Annotated in this window: 17 protein-coding genes, 3 tRNA genes and 1 riboswitch; of the genes, 10 read left to right on the forward strand and 10 right to left on the reverse strand. The window is 64.0% G+C overall.

Annotation, left to right across the window (positions count from 1 at the left end; translation table 11 throughout):
* Positions 1–123: 123 nt before the first annotated feature.
* A tRNA-Ser gene (locus ACJ8J4_RS07015) sits at positions 124–213 on the reverse strand.
* A gap of 92 nt (positions 214–305) precedes the next feature.
* On the opposite strand from ACJ8J4_RS07015, the gene mtfA reads away from it, so the two are divergent.
* Complete coding sequence (gene mtfA / locus ACJ8J4_RS07020) at positions 306–1106, forward strand: DgsA anti-repressor MtfA (protein WP_025303395.1); 801 nt, start codon at positions 306–308, stop codon at positions 1104–1106.
* Positions 1107–1205: 99 nt separating this feature from the next.
* Positions 1206–1281 (forward strand) — tRNA-Asn (locus ACJ8J4_RS07025).
* 54 nt (positions 1282–1335) lie between these two features.
* On the opposite strand, the gene gap is transcribed toward ACJ8J4_RS07025, so the two are convergent.
* From gap to ACJ8J4_RS07045, 4 genes are all read right to left on the reverse strand, one after another.
* Positions 1336–2346 carry a type I glyceraldehyde-3-phosphate dehydrogenase gene (gap, locus tag ACJ8J4_RS07030; RefSeq protein WP_025303396.1) on the reverse strand — a complete coding sequence of 337 codons (1011 nt, stop codon included), beginning with the start codon at positions 2344–2346 and terminating at the stop codon, positions 1336–1338.
* A gap of 77 nt (positions 2347–2423) precedes the next feature.
* Positions 2424–3398: a GlxA family transcriptional regulator gene (locus tag ACJ8J4_RS07035; RefSeq protein WP_043140017.1), complete on the reverse strand. Its 975-nt coding sequence runs from the start codon at positions 3396–3398 to the stop codon at positions 2424–2426.
* A gap of 126 nt (positions 3399–3524) precedes the next feature.
* The gene (locus ACJ8J4_RS07040) at positions 3525–4259 is read right to left on the reverse strand and encodes an SDR family NAD(P)-dependent oxidoreductase (protein WP_197771184.1); all 735 of its coding nucleotides are present in this window, start codon (positions 4257–4259) and stop codon (positions 3525–3527) included.
* A gap of 13 nt (positions 4260–4272) precedes the next feature.
* Positions 4273–5295 carry an LLM class flavin-dependent oxidoreductase gene (locus ACJ8J4_RS07045; protein WP_025303399.1) on the reverse strand — a complete coding sequence of 341 codons (1023 nt, stop codon included), beginning with the start codon at positions 5293–5295 and terminating at the stop codon, positions 4273–4275.
* Positions 5296–5444: 149 nt separating this feature from the next.
* A riboswitch (TPP riboswitch) is annotated at positions 5445–5547 on the forward strand.
* Positions 5548–5609: 62 nt separating this feature from the next.
* Between ACJ8J4_RS07045 and tenA the strand changes: the two genes are divergently transcribed.
* Genes tenA through ACJ8J4_RS07065 form a run of 4 tightly spaced genes read left to right on the forward strand, consistent with a single transcriptional unit; the run spans position 5610 to position 8765 of the window.
* Entirely contained in the window at positions 5610–6293 is a 684-nt protein-coding gene (tenA, locus tag ACJ8J4_RS07050) for a thiaminase II (RefSeq protein ID WP_025303400.1), read from the forward strand.
* Positions 6290–7030 (forward strand): ABC transporter ATP-binding protein, encoded by a 741-nt coding sequence (locus tag ACJ8J4_RS07055; RefSeq protein ID WP_025303401.1) that lies wholly within the window; start codon positions 6290–6292, stop codon positions 7028–7030. Before tenA ends, ACJ8J4_RS07055 begins: the two co-directional genes overlap by 4 nt.
* Positions 7027–7794 (forward strand): ABC transporter permease, encoded by a 768-nt coding sequence (locus ACJ8J4_RS07060; RefSeq protein ID WP_025303402.1) that lies wholly within the window; start codon positions 7027–7029, stop codon positions 7792–7794. Before ACJ8J4_RS07055 ends, ACJ8J4_RS07060 begins: the two co-directional genes overlap by 4 nt.
* A gap of 35 nt (positions 7795–7829) precedes the next feature.
* Complete coding sequence (locus ACJ8J4_RS07065) at positions 7830–8765, forward strand: ABC transporter substrate-binding protein (RefSeq protein ID WP_197836099.1); 936 nt, start codon at positions 7830–7832, stop codon at positions 8763–8765.
* Here the strand turns inward: ACJ8J4_RS07065 and ACJ8J4_RS07070 are convergent, their stop codons facing one another.
* Positions 8766–9506 (reverse strand): transporter substrate-binding domain-containing protein, encoded by a 741-nt coding sequence (locus ACJ8J4_RS07070; RefSeq protein ID WP_197836098.1) that lies wholly within the window; start codon positions 9504–9506, stop codon positions 8766–8768. It abuts the gene before it with no gap.
* Positions 9507–9791: 285 nt separating this feature from the next.
* Between ACJ8J4_RS07070 and opgB the strand changes: the two genes are divergently transcribed.
* On the forward strand, positions 9792–12095 hold the full coding sequence (gene opgB / locus ACJ8J4_RS07075; RefSeq protein WP_197812430.1) for a phosphatidylglycerol--membrane-oligosaccharide glycerophosphotransferase: 2304 nt from the start codon (positions 9792–9794) through the stop codon (positions 12093–12095).
* A gap of 137 nt (positions 12096–12232) precedes the next feature.
* Positions 12233–13696 (forward strand): AMP nucleosidase, encoded by a 1464-nt coding sequence (locus ACJ8J4_RS07080; RefSeq protein WP_015378406.1) that lies wholly within the window; start codon positions 12233–12235, stop codon positions 13694–13696.
* A 36-nt stretch (positions 13697–13732) separates the two neighbouring features.
* Here ACJ8J4_RS07080 and nac read toward each other — a convergent pair whose 3' ends face one another.
* Positions 13733–14656 (reverse strand): nitrogen assimilation transcriptional regulator NAC, encoded by a 924-nt coding sequence (gene nac, locus ACJ8J4_RS07085; RefSeq protein ID WP_060447874.1) that lies wholly within the window; start codon positions 14654–14656, stop codon positions 13733–13735.
* A gap of 338 nt (positions 14657–14994) precedes the next feature.
* Here nac and ACJ8J4_RS07090 point away from each other — a divergent pair.
* Positions 14995–15070: transfer RNA gene (locus ACJ8J4_RS07090), tRNA-Asn, on the forward strand.
* 57 nt (positions 15071–15127) lie between these two features.
* On the opposite strand, the gene ACJ8J4_RS07095 is transcribed toward ACJ8J4_RS07090, so the two are convergent.
* A complete protein-coding gene (locus ACJ8J4_RS07095) occupies positions 15128–15568 on the reverse strand; it encodes a DMT family transporter (RefSeq protein WP_043143187.1) in 441 nt (146 codons plus the stop codon).
* A gap of 17 nt (positions 15569–15585) precedes the next feature.
* Positions 15586–16104, reverse strand: a complete 519-nt coding sequence (locus ACJ8J4_RS07100; protein ID WP_043143185.1) for a GNAT family N-acetyltransferase — start codon at positions 16102–16104, stop codon at positions 15586–15588.
* 38 nt (positions 16105–16142) lie between these two features.
* Between ACJ8J4_RS07100 and ACJ8J4_RS07105 the strand changes: the two genes are divergently transcribed.
* Positions 16143–16712, forward strand: coding sequence for a helix-turn-helix domain-containing protein (locus tag ACJ8J4_RS07105; protein ID WP_025303413.1), 570 nt, complete (start codon positions 16143–16145; stop codon positions 16710–16712).
* A gap of 13 nt (positions 16713–16725) precedes the next feature.
* On the opposite strand, the gene ACJ8J4_RS07110 is transcribed toward ACJ8J4_RS07105, so the two are convergent.
* On the reverse strand, positions 16726–17019 hold the full coding sequence (locus tag ACJ8J4_RS07110) for a DUF2623 family protein (RefSeq protein WP_049207145.1): 294 nt from the start codon (positions 17017–17019) through the stop codon (positions 16726–16728).
* Positions 17020–17036 lie beyond the last annotated feature (17 nt).

The following is a 17036-nucleotide window of genomic DNA, read 5'->3' on the forward strand; positions in this document are numbered from 1 at the left end:
ATTGCACGGGTTATAATGCGGAAAAGGATCTCGGCCAACGCAAACCGGTTTCAGATCGAACGGTTTACAAGCATTAGCGAAAGAAAAGGATTTTGATTCGATAGGGAACAACGAGGGGTAAAGTGGCGGAGAGAGGGGGATTTGAACCCCCGGTAGAGTTGCCCCTACTCCAGTTTTCGAGACTGGTCCGTTCAGCCGCTCCGGCATCTCTCCTAACAACGCTTGCTATCATGCCCGCTTTTACGGCATTTTTACAGCATTAGCACACCGCTGAACGTTCAAGTGACGACTTTACGAGCAACCTGATGATTAAATGGCCGTGGAAAGCGACTCAACCCTCTCAACCCCAGGCAGACACTCAGGCCCAGTGGCAGGACGCGCTGGCGATCCCGCTGCTCTCGCCGCTGAATGAGCAGGAGCAGCAGCGGCTGGTGGCCGTTGCCGGGCAGATCTTGCAGCAAAAGCGCATCGTGCCGCTGCAGGGGCTGCAGCTCACCTCGCAAATGCAGGCGCGCATCGCCCTGCTGTTCGCCTTGCCGGTGCTGGAACTCGGCGCGGAGTGCCTCGACGGCTTCAACGAAATTCTGCTCTACCCCACCCCGTTCGTGGTGGAAGACGAATGGCAGGACGAGATCGGCCTGGTGCACTCGGGGCCAGTGGTGCAGTCTGGCCAAAGCTGGGAACAGGGGCCGATCGTGCTCAACTGGCAAGACGTGCAGGACTCTTTCGATCTCTCTGGTTTCAATCTGGTGATCCACGAAGCGGTGCACAAGCTGGATATGCGCAACGGCGGCGTCGCCACCGGCGTACCGCCGATCCCACTGCGCGAGGTGGCCGCCTGGGAGCACGATCTGCACGCCGCGATGGAAAGCCTGCAGGACGAGATCGACATGGTCGGTGAAGAGGCCGCCAGCATGGATGCCTATGCCGCCACCGATGCGGCCGAGTGCTTCGCCGTGCTGTCGGAGTATTTCTTCAGCGCTCCCGAGCTGCTGGCCGAACGCTTCCCGGCGCTGTATCAGCACTTTTGCCGCTTCTACCGCCAGGATCCGCTGGCGCGCCTGTTGCGCGGCCAGGTGGAAAACGACGCGCAATGGGCTGATTGACGGGCTTATTGCTCAGATACCGAGCAGTCGCACCGCCTGGGGCAATTTAGCGTTGACACACCCGGGGCCGCTGGATATCATGCGCCCCGTTCACACGATTCCTCTGTAGTTCAGTCGGTAGAACGGCGGACTGTTAATCCGTATGTCACTGGTTCGAGTCCAGTCAGAGGAGCCATATTTAGAGAAGCCCGCTTAAGGAAACTTAAGCGGGCTTTTTGCTATGGGGCGTTTACAGCCCGCGTTTTTCCATCAGCAGCGCCAGATCGACCAACCGATTGGAGAAGCCCCATTCGTTGTCATACCAGGCGAGCACTTTCACCAGATTGCCGCCGATCACCAGCGTGGACAGCCCGTCGATGATCGACGAACGCGCATCACCCCGGTAGTCGCTCGACACCAGCGGTTCATCGCTGTAGCCCAGGATCCCTTTCAGCGGGCCGGATGCCGCCGCCGCGCGGAAAGCGGCGTTAATCTCTTCCACCGTCGCCGGGCGTTTCAGCGTCACCGTCAGATCGACGATCGAGACGACCGGCACCGGCACCCGCAGCGAGTAACCGGTCAACCTGCCGTCGAGATCCGGGATCACCTTGCCGAGCGCCTTGGCCGCGCCGCTGGAATAAGGCACGATCGATTCCGCCGCCGCCCGCGCGCCGCGCAGATCTTTTTCCGGCTGATCGTGCAGCGCCTGGCTATTGGTATAGGCGTGAGTAGTGTTCATCAGCCCGTATTCGATGCCGAACGCCTGATGCAGCACCTGCGCGGCGGGCGCCAGCCCGTTAGTGGTGCAGCTGCCGTTGCTGACCACTTTATGCAGCGCCGGATCGTAAAGCTGGTCGTTAACCCCCATGACGATGGTGATGTCGTCGTTCTTGGCCGGCGCCGAGATAATCACCCGCTTGGCGCCGCCGTGCGTGATGTGCACTTCCGCCTTGGCCTTGTCGGTAAAGAAGCCCGTCGCTTCGATCACCACGTCAACGCCCACGCTGCTCCAGGGGATCTCGGCGGGGTCGCGCTGCGAAAACACCTGAATCGGCCGGCCGTCCAGCAGCAGTTGGTTGTCGCCGGCTTCCACCCTGGCCGCCAGCGTGCCGGAAAGCGTGTCGTATTTCAGCAGGTGCGCCAGCGTTTTGCTGTCCGTCAGATCGTTGATCGCCACCACTTCAAAATCGCTGCGCCCCAGCGCCGCGCGCAGCACGTTGCGTCCGATCCTGCCAAATCCATTAATGCCTACTCTCACCATGATGCACTCCTCGTTTTGGGCTTTGCCTCGACTCTAGCCCTGCCCCGAGGCGGCGTAAATGACGTTTACCGATCAATTTACGCCAAATTGCGCGCATGGAAGCGTTCGCGGTATTCGCTCGGGGTCAGCTGCAGTTTGCGCTCAAACACCCGCCGTAGGTTAAGGCCGTTGCCAAAGCCGGTGGCCAGGGCGATCTGCTCGATGCCTTGCGCACTCTGCTCCAGGCGCTGCCTGGCGGTATGCAACCGGCCTTCTTCGACGAATTTGGCGGGAGAAATGCCCGTCTCGCGGGTGAATACGCGGGTAAAGTTGCGCGGGCTCATCGCCACGCGTTCGGCCAACCGTTCGACGCTGAGATCGTCGGCGAGGTTTTCCAGGATCCAGGACTGCAGGTCGCGGATCGGGCCCGGCGATTTGGCCTGGTTGAGCGGGTAGCGGCTGAACTGCGCCTGCCCGCCGGGGCGACGTAGAAACATCACCAGATCCTGCGCCACTTCGCGCGCCTGCACGAAGCCGTAATCATCCTCCACCAGCGCCAGCGTCAGATCGAAGCCGGAACTGACGCCGCCGGAGGTCCAAATCGGCCCGTCCTGCACGTAGATCGGGCCGTTTTCAACCTGCACCCGCGGGAAGCGCGCCTGCAGCGTTTCCGCCAGCCGCCAGTGGGTAGTCGCCCGCCGCCCGTCCAGCAATCCGGCTTCGGCCAGCAGCAGAGCCCCGCCGCAAACCGAGGCGATACGGCGCGTCTGCGGCGCCGCGCGGCGCAGCCAATCCGCCACCAGGGCACCCTCTTCTTCGGTTGCCCCCTTGCCGGCAACAATGACGGTATCGCGCGGCTGGGCCGGATCGAGATCCGCCAGGCGATGGTCAGCCAACAGGCTCAGCCCGGACAGACCGTGCACCACCCGGTGAGATTGCGTAGTGGCGACCGCGATCTGATACAGCGGCGTCTCGGCGGAACTCAGGCGATTAGCCTGCATCAGGATATCGGCGATGCCCGCCGCTTCGAACAGCATGCCCCCTTCAGGGACGATAATCAGGAATGTATGCATGGCGATAATTACAAGAAAGAGCAAAACAGGCCAGACAACCACTGTATAAGAAAAGCGCCGCGGGTTCACCCTGCGGGCATAAAAAAGCCCGCCGATAACCTCGACGGGCCTGGAAGGAATAGCCATTCAAACCTGCGGCAAGCTCACCCCGCCGGCGCGCGCCAATTGCGCCAGTAGCGCCGTTTGAAACGCCTCGTCGTGTACCGCTGCATGGGGTTCGAGGCGCTGCTGATGGTGCCAATAGTCGCCGGACGCCAGGGCCTGCGGTTCATCGCTGCTCACCAGCCACGCCTGCGTCACATGCCCCAGCGCCAGATCGTCGGGCGCGTCCGCGCCGCCCATTTTGGTTGGCACCCAACCGGGATCGACCGCGCTGCTGATCACGTCAGGCCACAGGCGCGCCACGGCGGCGGCCAGCACGGTGACGAACAGTTTGCTGTCCGAATAAGAGCCTGCGGCGCCGCCAAGCCAATCCACGCCGTTCAGTTCCGCCACGCCGTCAAAGTGCATACTGCTGCTCAGATAGACGATACGCTTGGGGCGTTCGATCAGGGCCGTCAGCAGGTAGGGCGCTATGACGTTCACCGGCATCACCTGCGGTCCGGTAAACATACCGGCATTGTGGATCACCGCGTCCGGGCGACCGAGGCGATTGACCTGCTCGGCGAGCTGCCGGGTCTGCTGCACATCGGACAGATCGCCGATCGTCGCCTGTGCACCGCGATCCAGCAGATCGCGCACCGCGTCCAGACGGCCGGGCTCACGCGCATGCAGAATCACCTGATGTCCTTCGTCCAACAACGTTTGCGCGGCGGCGCGGCCCAGCCCGTCCACCGAGCCGGTAATGAAAATGCGTGACATGCAGCTCCTCCGTTTAGCGCCAGCCGAGCGCCGGCGCGACATGGGTTAAAATCGATTCGATAACGTGGGCGTTGTAATCCACGCCCAGCTGGTTAGGCACGGTCAGCAGCAAGGTATCCGCTTCGGCGATGGCCTCGTCCTGCGCCAGCTGTTCGATCAGCGCGTCAGGTTCTGCGGCGTAACTGCGGCCAAAGATCGCCCGGGTTTGCGCATCGATATAACCCAGTTGGTCGCCTTCCTTACCGCTGCCGCCGAAGTAGTTGCGATCCCGCTGATCCACCAGCGCGAAGATGCTACGGCTCACGGAAACCCGCGGCTCATGCGTGTGGCCGGCCTCTTGCCAGGCGGCGCGGTAGGCGCGGATCTGCTTGGCTTGCTGGATGTGGAAGGGTTCGCCGGTCTCGTCGTTCTTGAGCGTCGAGCTTTGCAGGTGCATGCCGAGCTTCGCCGCCCAGACGGCGGTGGCATTGGAGCCGGCGCCCCACCAGATGCGGTCGCGCAGCCCGGCGGAAAACGGTTCCGGCCGCAGCAGCCCGGGCGGATTCGGGAACATCGGCTGCGGATTGGGCTCGGCGAACCCTTCGCCGCGCAGCGCTTCCAGGAACACTTCGGTATGGCGGCGGGCCATGTCCGCATCGGTTTCGCCGTCGGCCGGGGCATAGCCGAAATAGCGCCAGCCGTCGATCACCTGCTCCGGCGAGCCGCGGCTGATGCCGAGCTGCAGCCGCCCGCCGGCGATCAGATCCGCCGCGCCAGCGTCCTCCACCATGTACAGCGGATTTTCATAGCGCATGTCGATCACGCCGGTGCCGATCTCGATGCGTTGGGTTTTGGCGCCGATGGCGGCCAACAGCGGGAACGGCGATCCCAGCTGGCGCGCGAAGTGGTGCACGCGAAAATAGGCGCCGTCCGCCCCCAGATCTTCGGCGGCGACCGCCAGATCGATGGACTGCAGCAGCGCATCCGCCGCGGAACGGGTGCCGGACTGGGCGGAAGGCGACCAGTGGCCAAACGAGAGAAAACCAATCTTTTTCATCGGGCATCATCCTCAGAGGCAAAACATGGGCCTACAGTGACAAAAACCGCGCGCCTTGCGCCAGCAAAATCACCCTCGATCGCACTAAACGAACCGATTGCCGCCGCACCGCCCGGCGATTGTAATCAAAAAACAAATGTCGTATAACAAGCAGCTCCGAGGGGTGTCCTGTTACGGGCTGAGATGGCGCAAGCCGAACCCTTTGAACCTGATCTGGGTCATGCCAGCGAAGGGACGGTTAGGCAACAACGCTCTCACCCGTTGCCTGTTCATACCCCAGCGTGCCCGGATCTCCACTGACTCAAGGAGGTCCCATGTCCATCACCACCCTGTTCGAAAGCGGTCTTTACGGCCGGCTGCGCCACCATGCCGGCAGCCACTGGCAAGATTATGTCGATCATCCATTTCTGCAGCAGCTGGCCGCCGGCACCTTGCCTGAACGCGCTTTTCGCCGCTACCTGACCCAGGACTATCTGTTTCTGCTGCACTTCGCCCGCGCCTACGCGCTGCTGGTCAGCAAGCTACGCACCCTGCCGGAGATGCGCGCCGCCACCGCCTCGCTCAACGGCATCGTCGCCGAACTGCCGTTGCACGTGGCCTACTGCGCCGAATGGGGGCTGAGCGAAGCGCAGATCGCCGCCCAGCCGGAAGCGGCGGAAACCATGAACTACACCCGCTACGTGCTGGATATCGGCCATGCCGGCGACGCCCTCGATCTGCTGGCCGGCCTGCTGCCCTGCGTGGCCGGCTATGCCGAAATCGGCCTGCGGCTGCTGCACGATCCCGCCACTCAGATGGAGGGCAATCCTTACGCCTCCTGGATCCGCAACTACGGCGACGAGGGCTATCTGGCCGGCGTGCGTGCCGCCATCGAACTGCTGGAAACCGTCGGCCACCAGCGCGGCGCACAAGACCGCTTCACCGAGCTGGCGCAGATTTTCACCACCGCCACCCAGCTGGAATCGGCATTTTGGCAGATGGGGCTGAACGCCTCATGACCTCCCCGCTTCTCCCACCCGGCATCCAGGTGCGGGATCTCAGCCTGCGTTTCGGTCAGCAAATCGTCTTCGACCGGCTGAGCTTCGACATCGCCGGCGGCAGCTTCGTCGCCCTGCTCGGCGCCAGCGGCGCCGGCAAAACCAGCCTGCTGAAGATCATCGCCGGCCTGGCGCAGGCCAGTTCGGGTACGGTGACCGGCAGCGACGGTTTGCCGATCGCCGGGCGCATCGCCTACATGGGGCAAAAAGACCTGCTCTACCCGTGGCTGACCGTCGAAGAGAACGTCGCCCTCGGCTCGCGGCTGCGCGGCGAAGTGGCGGATCGGGCGTGGGTGGCGCATCTGCTCGAACGCGTAGGCCTGGCCGCGCATGGCCGCAGCCTGCCCGCCGCGCTGTCCGGCGGCATGCGCCAGCGCGCCGCCATCGCCCGCACGCTCTACGAACGCCAGCCGATCGTGCTGATGGACGAACCCTTCTCCGCATTGGACGCCATTACCCGCGCCGAGATCCAAAGCCTGGCCGCCGAGCTGCTGGCGCAAAATACCGTACTGCTGATCACCCACGATCCGATGGAGGCCTGCCGCCTGAGCCACCGGCTGCTGGTACTGTCGCCCTGGCCGCTGGGCCTCGACGATACCCACCGTATCAGCGGGCAACCGCCGCGCGCGCCGGATGACGCCGACCTGCTGAAAAGCCAGGCCGAGCTGCTGCAACAGCTGGTGAGGGCCGCGCAATGAAGATTGCCGAAGAGCATGGCCTCACCCGCCTGCGGCGTGGGCTGACGGTGTTTGCCGGCCTGCTGCTGCTGTGGTGGCTGGCGGCGCAAAGCGGCATTCCGGCCTTTCTGCTGCCCACGCCGGGCGCGGTGGCGCAGGCGGTGTGGGACGGGCGCGGCTATCTCGCCTGGCACACGCTGGTCACGGCTTCGGAGATCGTCAGCGGGCTGGTGCTGGGCGTGCTGCTCGGCGCGGCGCTGGCGCTGTGCATGATCTTCTCGCCGCGGCTGCAGCGCTGGCTGATGCCACTGGTGCTCACCAGCCAGGCGATACCGGTGTTCGCCCTGGCGCCACTGCTGGTGCTGTGGTTCGGCTTCGGCATGAGCGCCAAGGTGGCGATGGCGGTGCTGGTGATTTTCTTCCCGGTAGTGTCGGCCTTTTTCGACGGGCTGCGCCGGGTCAACAACGACTATCTCGATCTGGCGCGCACGATGCGCGCTTCGCGTTGGGCGCAGCTGCGGCACGTGCGGCTGATGGCGGCGCTGCCGGCCTTCGGCTCCGGCCTGCGCATGGCCGCCGCCGTCGCGCCGATCGGCGCCATCATCGGCGAATGGGTCGGCTCGGCCGAAGGGCTGGGCTACGTGATGCTGAACGCCAACGCGCGCATGCAGACCGACGTCTGCTTCGCCGCGCTGTTTATTTTGGTGCTGATGACCGTGCTGCTGTGGGCCGCGGTGGATGCGCTGCTGCGGCGTCTGATCGCCTGGGCGCCGGAAAACGACTGATGATTGCAACCATAACCAGGGATAAAGGAACGACCATGATCAAACAAACCGTTTGCGGGCTGCTGCTGGGCGCCGCCATCACCGGCCAGGCCGGTGCGGCCGAAAAGCTGACGCTGGTGCTCGACTGGTACATCAACCCCGATCACGCGCCGATTATGGTGGCCGAGCAGATCGGCGCCTTCAAGGCCGCAGGGCTGGACGTCAAGATCGTGCCGCCGTCCGATCCGGCGCTGCCGCCGCGGCTGGTGGCCGCCAAACAGGCCGACCTCGCCATTACCTATCAGCCGCAGCTGCACTTCTTCGCCGATCAGGGCCTGCCGCTGATGCGCGTCGGCACCCTGATCAACACGCCGCTGAATACGGTGATCGCGCTGGACAAAAACATCACGTCGCCGGCGGATCTCAAGGGCAAAACGGTGGGTTACTCGGTCAGCGGCATCGAACAGGCGACGCTGGCCACCATGGTCGAACACGAGCACCTCAAGCCGCAGGACATCAAGCTTATCAACGTCAACTTCCAGCTGACCAGCGCCCTGCTGGCGGGCCAGGTCGATGCGGTGATCGGCGGCTACCGCAACATCGAAGCGCTGGAGCTGAAGCTACAGGGTAAAGAACCGGTGGTGTTCAACGTCGAAGACTACGGCGTGCCGGCCTATGACGAGCTGATCATCGTCGCCAACCGCGATGCGGTGAACGAGCCGAAAATCCGCAAATTCCTCGCCGCGCTGAAGCAAGGCAGTGACTACCTGCACGCCCACCCGCAGGAGACCTGGCTGGCGTTCGCCAAGGCGCACCCGGAGCTGAATACCGAGCTGAACAAACAGGCGTGGCAAGCCAGCCTGCCGCTGTTCGCGCGCGATCCGGCCAAGTTGGATCGGGCCCGCTATGAGGCTTACGAACAGTTCCTGTTCGACAACAAGCTGATCAAGAAAATCACCCCGGTGGAACAGTACGCGGTGGAGCTCGACTGATCACGCCGAGGCGGCCGGCGGCGCCACCGTCACCTCACCCTGGCCGCTGCGCTGCAAGGCCGCCTTCACCAACCCGTTGGCCTTGCAGCGTTCGATAAACGCGTTCACGTAGGCGGCGCCCTGCGTTTTTTGCCGCGGTACCGCCATCGCCTGGCGGATGGCGGTGAAATGCCCGTCCAGCACCCGGTAGCCGGGATGGGCGGCCGCGGCGGCCAGCAGCGGTTGACGCACGCCGGCCGCCGCCTCCAGCCCCCGTTCGAAAAACAGCGCGATCGCCTCGGCGGAGGTTGCCGCCCGCACCAGCTGCGCCTGCTGCAGCGTGCGCGATAAAAACAGATCGTACGCCGCCCCCTGGCCGACCGTGATGCGCACCTCCGGCCGGTCGAGCTGCGCCACCTCAAAGTAAGGTGCGTCGTTCGCCACCAGGTAAGTCCCCTCGATGATCACGTAGGGTTCGCTGAAGGCGATTTGCGCCGCACGCACCGGCTCGATAGCCATAAACGCCAGGTTCCAGGCGCCGCTGTCCAGGTCGGCAAACACCTTGCCCGCCGCGTCATAGGTGACCAGCTCGAGCGCCACGCCCAGCTCCTGGGCCAGCGCGGCGGCCAGCTCCACCGAAGCGCCTTGCGGTTTACCGCCGGCCCCGGCCTGTGCCAGCACCGGATTGCCGTAGTTGATCGCCGCGCGCAACACGCCTTGCGGGGCCAGATCGTCGAGTACCGCGGCGGGAATCGTCTGCATACTTCCTCCTGTGAAAGGCTGATGGGCGCACCGTCGTGGCGCTCATTAAGCGTAGAGCGAAACCTCCGACCAGCAAGCTTTCGCCGCCGAGGCCGCCGTCGGCGTGATTAACGTCACACTATTGTCATAAAAATGTACAATAGCCGCCGTTCGTCGGCCGTAGCGGGAGATCGCGCGTTGTTCCGCCGCCGGCAATAGGCTATACCCTTCACTTTTCGCGCCGCGGCACGGTCGGCGGCGCAGACCAGGGCAGCAACGTTTTTTCAATCAGACAGGGTTTGGCGGATGGTTTTAGCAGTCGTTTCTTTTGTTCTCTTTTTGGCGTCGATTTTGATTTATCGCACCCGGGCCGCCGCCAACCGCTGGTGGTTCGCCATTCTGCTGACGCTGCTCGGCAGCTATCTGGTGCTGAACGTCATCCTGATCGCCAGCAACTACTTCACCGGCGACGGCATCACCGACGCGGTGATTTACACCGTCACCAGCAGCCTCAAAGGCGCGGGCATCAGCAAATACGTGCTGCCGTTCATCGGCCTGCTGGCGGCGTTGGGGCTTATCTTCGCGGTGCTGGCCCGCAGCCTGCTGCGCCGCAAAGCCAAAGGCAGCAGCGTGGCCTACAGCCTCGTCGCCGTGCTGCTGGCGCTGTTTTCGGTCGGCACCACCCCGGCATTTCAGGACATCTCGCTGCTGGTCAAGAGCCAGATCGTCGGCGATACCGCCGATTTCACCACCTACTACAAGGCGCCGAAAAAGACCGTGCAGGGCAAGCGGCCGAACCTGGTGTACATCTATGCCGAGAGCCTGGAGCGCACCTACTTCGATACCGAGCTGTTTCCCGGCCTGGCCGACGAGCTGAACGCCCTGCGCGCGGACAGCATCGATTTCAGCAACACCCAACAGCTGCCGGGCACCGGTTACACCATCGCCGGCATGGTCGCCTCACAGTGCGGCATTCCGCTGTTCGCGCCCTTCGACGGCAACGCCTCCAGCGCGGTCTCCACCTTCTACCCGGAGAACGTCTGCCTGGGCGACGTGCTGAAGGCCGCCGGCTACAGCAACTATTTCTATCAGGGCGCCGAGCTGGCGTTCGCCGGTAAAGACACCTTCCTGAAATCCCACGGCTTCGACCACGTTTACGGCTTCAAAGAGCTGCGCGAACAGGTCGCCGATCCGAGCTACAAAAACGACTGGGGCTGGTACGACGATAGCGTGCTGGACGTGGTGTACGGCAAGTTCGTCGAGCTGTCCAAACAGCGCCAGCCGTTCTCGCTGTTTACCCTGACCGTCGATACCCATCACCCGGACGGCTTTATCTCCGCCGGCTGCAGCAAGAAGAGTTACGCCTGGCAGAACAAGGAAAACCGCTCGCTGAGCGCGGTGGCCTGCAGCCAGCAACACATCGCCGCGCTGATCGACAAAATCAAACGCTCGCCCTATTTCAGCAACACCGTGATCGTGGTGTCCTCCGATCATCTGGCGATGAACAACACCGCCTACGACATCCTGACCAAACAGAAGCGCCGCAATCTGTTCTTCATCATCGACGGCACCCGGCCGCTGGCGGAACAGCGCAACGAGAAACGCAGCACGCTGGACAACGGCGCCACGGTGCTGGACGTGATGGGCGGCGACAACTACATCGGCCTTGGCCGCAGCAGCCTGTCGGCGCCGTCGCTGTCTACGGTGTTCCTGAATATCGAAGAGAAGATCAATGGCTGGAAACCGGCGGTGATCAACCAGTGGGGCCTACCGAACCGCATCAGCGACTACAGCGTGGACACGCGCCAGCGCAGCTTCAGCTTCTCCGGCATCACCTACAAGGTGCCGTTCATCCTGCGGGTGGGCGATAACCGCCTCGAACCGATGTTCAACGTCTACCTCTCCACCCCGCTGCGCAAACAGCTGGCCGGACTGGGGGCGGGGGAGAAATTCGTCTGGGTCGATAAATGCTACGAGATCGGCCGGGTCTGGGCGCCGCAGCTGGCGCTGAGCACCGACATCTGCGTGGCCTCCGGCACCCTCGCCTCGCCGCCGCAGATCGCGCAGGCCAGCGGCGAACGCTTCAACGGCAAGGTGAACTTCACCGGCCCGGCGGCGGACAGCGTCGCCGATTACCAAAACGCCGTCGCCCGCCTGCAGGTGGACGACGCGGCGGTGAAATACCGGGCGGACGCCATCGAGTTCATGCTGCCCGGCATGCCGGAACAGGTGAAGGCCATCACCGGCGTCTCCGCCGTCGAGGAATGGGGCCGCTGGTCCGACGCCAATCTGGCGCCGGCGGTCGACATCGATTACGTCGACCCGCTGCCGAAAAGCTTCGATCTGGTGCTGCGCGCCCGCGCCTACGGCAACAACGTCGGCGAACCGATTTCGGTGCGCGTCGGCGACGAAGAGCGCTTTGTGTCGCTCGGCGAACAGGACAGCACCGTCACCCTGCGCTTCGACAACCCGCGCGGCGCGCAGAAGATCAGCATTACCCCGCCGGCCCCCACCGAGCCGAAAGAGAGCGCCAGCGGCGGCTTCACGCCGAAGAAGCTGGGCATCGGCCTGGTGTCGCTGAAGGTCGAAGCGGCCGCTCCCGCCTCCTGATCTCTCCGCCTTCACGGGCGCGGTAATTTCTTTGCCGCGCCCGTCATTTCAACCAAGCTTTTACGCCCTTCTTCGGCTAACCTGTGACGGTGAAACGCCGCCAATCCCGCCAGAGCCGGGACATCGAAGGAGAAAGTATGAGCTATGCCCCACCTCGCAGCGGCCTCAGCGCCGATCAGGCACTCGATCAACTGGAAGCCCTGTATGACGCCGCGGTAGACGCGCTGCGGCAGGCGGTCAGTGACTTTATCAGCCACGGCACCCTGCCGGATGCGCAAGCGCGCGCCGCCGGACTGTTCGTGTATCCCGAACTGCGCGTCAGCTGGGACGGGCAGCAATCCGGCCCGAGCAAAACCCGCGCCTTCGGCCGCTTTACCCATCCCGGCAGCTACAGCACCACCGTGACCCGGCCGCAGCTGTTCCGCCACTATCTGGCCGAACAGCTGGCGATGCTGGAACACGACTACGCCGCCCATATCGAAGTGGCGCCGTCGCAGCAGGAGATCCCGTTCCCTTATGTCATCGACGGCTCCAGCCTGGCGCTCGATCGTTCAATGAGCGCCGGCATCGCGCAGCATTTCCCCACCACCGAGCTGGCGCAGATCGGTGACGAGACCGCCGACGGCCTGTACCACGCCACCGACAACCATTTCCCGCTGTCGCATTTCGATGCGCTGCGCGCGGATTTCTCGCTGGCGCGTCTGCGACACTACACCGGCACGCCGGTGGAGCATTTCCAGCCGTTCGTGCTGTTCACCAACTACACCCGCTATGTGGATGAGTTCGTGCGCTGGGCCTGCGCGCAGATCGCCGATCCGGCCAGCCCGTACATCGCGCTCTCCAGCGCCGGCGGCACCTACATCACGCCGGAAACCAGCGCGCCCGAGCAAGCGGTGTCCGATCTGGCGTGGAAAAACCACCAGATGCCGGCCTATCACCTGATCTCGCGCACCGGCCAGGGCATCACGCTGATCAACATCGGCGTCGGCCCGTCCAACGCCAAAACCATCTGCGATCACCTGGCGGTGCTGCGCCCGAGCGCCTGGCTGATGATCGGCCACTGCGGCGGCCTGCGCGAAAGCCAGAAGATCGGCGATTACGTGCTGGCCCATGCCTATCTGCGCGACGATCACGTGCTGGATGCGGTGCTGCCGCCGGATATCCCGATCCCGAGCATCGCCGAGGTGCAGCGCGCCCTGTACGACGCCACCAAGATGGTCAGCGGCATGCCCGGCGAAGAGGTTAAACAGCGTTTGCGCACCGGCACCGTGGTCACCACCGACGACCGCAACTGGGAGCTGCGCTACTCCGCTTCGGCGCGCCGCTTCAATCTCAGCCGCGCGGTGGCGGTCGACATGGAGAGCGCCACCATCGCTGCTCAGGGTTATCGCTTCCGGGTGCCGTACGGCACGCTGCTGTGCGTCTCCGACAAACCGCTGCACGGCGAGATCAAACTGCCGGGCCAGGCCAACCGCTTCTACGAAGGGGCGATCTCCGAGCACCTGCAGATTGGCATCTGCGCCATCGATCTGCTGCGCGCCGAGGGCGATCGTCTGCACTCGCGCAAGCTGCGCACCTTCAACGAACCGCCGTTCCGGTAACGGTGCTCAGGCCCGCTGCGGCGGGCCGTTTTTTCCTCAACGCACCAGTGCCAGTGCGCGTTTTTCCTGGCTGCGGCCGCCGGCGATCGACAGCAGCAGGTCTTTGACCAGCAGCGCCGGGGCGGACAGCGCCTGTTGACCCGACATGCACAGCGCCAGCGGCACCGACATCGTCGGCGCATTGATGCGCGCCATCCAGGCCTTGGCCGGGCCGATCATCGCGCGCGCCACCGATTCCGGCAGCACGGTCGCCCCCAGCCCGCTGGCGATCGCGGCGCTCAACGCACCCGAGGATTCGATCTCCCCCACCACGTTGGCAGCCAGCTTGCGCAGCGCCATCGCCTCCTCCAGCTGGTTGCGCACCGCATCGCCCTCGCGCGGCAGGAACAGGTTCAGCCGCGCCACGTCCAGCAGCTCGACGCTGTTGCCGGGATGCGGCACCGCGCGCGTCGCCACCAGATAGAGATCTTCCCGCATCAACGCGATGGCGTGCAGCCCGGCGGGCATTTTGGCGCCGTAGACCATCGCCATGTCCAGCGTCTGGTTAGCCACCTGCCCGGTGAGCGTCGTGCCGCCGTTTTCATGCAGGCTGAGCAGGATGCCCGGCTGCTGATCGCGCAGAGTCTGCAGCAACGGCAGCGCCAGCTGCGCCGCGGTGCTGCCCGACGCCAGCCCGAGCGACACCTGGCCGTTCATCGCCTGTCCGGCGCTGTTAACCGCGCTCTGCGCCTGCTCGCACTGGCGCAGAATGGTCTGCGCATGGGCATACAAAATGTTGCCGGCCTCGGTCGGCTGCACGCCGCGCTTGGTGCGGATCAGCAGCTGTTGCTTCAGTTCCCCTTCCAGCGTCGCCAGCTGCTGGCTGAGCGCCGGCTGGGCGATGTGCAACACTTCCGCCGCCTGGGTCAGGCTGCCAATATCGACGATTTTCACGAAGTACTTCAGACGTCTGAAATTCATAGTGCCTCCAGCGAGCCGCTAAATTGAGAATGCCGAAATCCGGTTATTCAAGCGCAGCAAGATCCGGGCCAGAGTCGGTAAACGGCCACGGAGGCGGGATACACGGCGGCAAACGGCCGTTCGCCGGACGGCGCGCGCCACAACGTAGGGCAGGCGTTGCACCATCGGCAGGCAAATGCGCCAAACAACGGGCAACCCGGCGGTGCTGCGCGCGGGATAAGCGATAAAAGCGAGAAAAAGCAGCAGGTTGGGCAATCTTGCAGCAAACGGGCGCCTCGGACGTTTTCGCGCTTTACAAGCCGCAACCGCCCCGCTATTATTCGCCCCGTTCACACGATTCCTCTGTAGTTCAGTCGGTAGAACGGCGGACTGTTAATCCGTATGTCACTGGTTCGAGTCCAGTCAGAGGAGCCATATTTAGAGAAGCCCGCTCAGGGAAACCTGAGCGGGCTTTTTGCATGTCAGCCGCCGTCAAAAGCTGCGTTTCGCCACCAGATAAGCGCCCGCCACCAGCAGCAGGGCGCCGAACAGCGCCGGCAGATTCTCGCGCAGCGCCGCCGGGCCGGCGCGGTAGACGTCCACCAGCAGCCCCATGCACAGCTGGCTGGCGACCAGGATCGAGATGGTGGCCGCCGCGCCCAGTTTTTGGTAGCCCAGGATGCCGGCGAACACGAACAGCGATCCCAGCAGCCCCGGTAACAGCATCCACCACCTGGCGGCGCCGGTCACTTCCGCCACCGCGCCGAGGCCGTTTTTGGCCAGCAGCAACCCCACCAGCAGCAACAAACCGACGCTGGAGTTGATCACCAGCGTGATAAGGATGGTCGAAACGCTTTCGGTAATACGCACCATCAACAGATTCTGCACCACCAGCCCCATCCCCGCCGCGATCAGCAGTAACAGCATATTCATCGCCCTGCCTCCCGGGGTCAGCGCGTCGGCGGCGCTACCCGCTCGTCGAGCGTCAGCTGCAGGAACGTCAGATCCAGCCATTGGCCGAATTTGGCGCCCACCTGCTCCATGCGCCCCACGTCGCGGAACCCCAGCGCCAGATGCAGCTTAATCGACGCCTGATTGCCGGATTCGATGCCGGCCACCATCACATGCTTGCCGATCTCCCGCGCCCGTGCAATCAAGGCGATCAACAGCGCCTTGCCAATCCCGGCGCCGCGATGCGCCTGATGGACATACACCGAGTGCTCTACGGTATGGCGATAGCCGTCCCAGGCGCGCCAATCGCCGAACGACGCGTAGCCGATCGCCTCGTCCGCGCCGTTCACCGCCACCAGCACCGGGTAACCTGCCGCCTGCCGCTCGCCGATCCACGCCGCGCGGTTGGCCGCATCCACGGTTTGTTCATTCCAGATGGCGGTGCTGTTCAACACCGCGTCGTTATAGATAGCGGCAATCGCCGCGCTATCGTTGAGCGTCGCATTTCGTATAATCATGGTTTACCCCGGCCAATTGTCCACTATAATACTACGATATGAATATTAAATTAGACAATCTAAATCAGCTGATCGGCGCACGCATTCGCATTGAGCGCGAGGCGCGCCACTGGTCGCTGTCCGATCTGGCCGAACGGGCGGGCGTCTCACGGGCGATGGTTCATAAGATCGAGCGCGGCGAGAGCAGCCCGACGGCGATGCTGTTGGGCAGGCTGGCGGGGGCGTTCGGCCTCAGCATGTCCAAGCTGATCGCCCGGGCGGAAACGCAGGAAGGCCGGCTGCTGCGCCGGGAAGATCAACCGGTCTGGGTCGATCCGGAGAGCGGCTACGTGCGGCGCCACGTGTCGCCGCGTACCGATCTGCCGCTCGATCTGGTGCGCATTGAACTGCCGGCCGGCGCGGCGATCCCGATGCCGGCTTCGGTGTACGCGTTCAAACGTCAGCTGATCTGGGTTTTATCCGGCGAGCTGGTCTTTCTTGAGGGTGAGGCGCGCCATGAAATGGCCGAAGGCGACTGTCTGGAGCTCGGCCCACCGGCGGACTGCCGCTTTGAAAACCAGAGCGACCAACCGTGCGTGTATATGGTGGCGGTGCTGAGCGCCGCCTGACGGCTCGTCTGCGCTACCCCTGCGCCGGTCGGTTATAGCCGGCGCGGAAAAACTTCTCCGCCAGCCGGCTGTCGCCGCCGGAAAAGAACTCGCACATCGGCTCACTGCCAAGGCCATAGGCACGGCTCAGCTGACCGGCTTCGAACGCCGCCCGGTTCTCGTCGCCGCAGCGCTGCGCTAAATGGTGCGCATAGCCGAGCACGAAGCCGCGCTTGTAGTCGGAGCAAAAGCGCGACAGCTCCGCCTCCGGCTTCAGGTTCTCCGCCTTTAACCCCGCCAACAACCCTTTGCCAAAATGATCTCCCACGGGTTCCTCCTCATTAC

The organism is Serratia sp. CY47280 (assembly GCF_052168655.1).
GTDB lineage: Bacteria > Pseudomonadota > Gammaproteobacteria > Enterobacterales > Enterobacteriaceae > Serratia > Serratia bockelmannii.

Excerpts from the sequence above, each read along its gene's own strand:
- mtfA (WP_025303395.1), top strand. The coding sequence starts at position 306 with ATGATTAAATGGCCGTGGAAAGCGACTCAACCCTCTCAACCCCAGGCA.
- gap (WP_025303396.1), bottom strand. The coding sequence starts at position 2,346 with ATGGTGAGAGTAGGCATTAATGGATTTGGCAGGATCGGACGCAACGTG.
- ACJ8J4_RS07035 (WP_043140017.1), bottom strand. The coding sequence starts at position 3,398 with ATGCATACATTCCTGATTATCGTCCCTGAAGGGGGCATGCTGTTCGAA.
- ACJ8J4_RS07040 (WP_197771184.1), bottom strand. The coding sequence starts at position 4,259 with ATGTCACGCATTTTCATTACCGGCTCGGTGGACGGGCTGGGCCGCGCC.
- ACJ8J4_RS07045 (WP_025303399.1), bottom strand. The coding sequence starts at position 5,295 with ATGAAAAAGATTGGTTTTCTCTCGTTTGGCCACTGGTCGCCTTCCGCC.
- tenA (WP_025303400.1), top strand. The coding sequence starts at position 5,610 with ATGTCCATCACCACCCTGTTCGAAAGCGGTCTTTACGGCCGGCTGCGC.
- ACJ8J4_RS07055 (WP_025303401.1), top strand. The coding sequence starts at position 6,290 with ATGACCTCCCCGCTTCTCCCACCCGGCATCCAGGTGCGGGATCTCAGC.
- ACJ8J4_RS07060 (WP_025303402.1), top strand. The coding sequence starts at position 7,027 with ATGAAGATTGCCGAAGAGCATGGCCTCACCCGCCTGCGGCGTGGGCTG.
- ACJ8J4_RS07065 (WP_197836099.1), top strand. The coding sequence starts at position 7,830 with ATGATCAAACAAACCGTTTGCGGGCTGCTGCTGGGCGCCGCCATCACC.
- ACJ8J4_RS07070 (WP_197836098.1), bottom strand. The coding sequence starts at position 9,506 with ATGCAGACGATTCCCGCCGCGGTACTCGACGATCTGGCCCCGCAAGGC.
- opgB (WP_197812430.1), top strand. The coding sequence starts at position 9,792 with ATGGTTTTAGCAGTCGTTTCTTTTGTTCTCTTTTTGGCGTCGATTTTG.
- ACJ8J4_RS07080 (WP_015378406.1), top strand. The coding sequence starts at position 12,233 with ATGAGCTATGCCCCACCTCGCAGCGGCCTCAGCGCCGATCAGGCACTC.
- nac (WP_060447874.1), bottom strand. The coding sequence starts at position 14,656 with ATGAATTTCAGACGTCTGAAGTACTTCGTGAAAATCGTCGATATTGGC.
- ACJ8J4_RS07095 (WP_043143187.1), bottom strand. The coding sequence starts at position 15,568 with ATGAATATGCTGTTACTGCTGATCGCGGCGGGGATGGGGCTGGTGGTG.
- ACJ8J4_RS07100 (WP_043143185.1), bottom strand. The coding sequence starts at position 16,104 with ATGATTATACGAAATGCGACGCTCAACGATAGCGCGGCGATTGCCGCT.
- ACJ8J4_RS07105 (WP_025303413.1), top strand. The coding sequence starts at position 16,143 with ATGAATATTAAATTAGACAATCTAAATCAGCTGATCGGCGCACGCATT.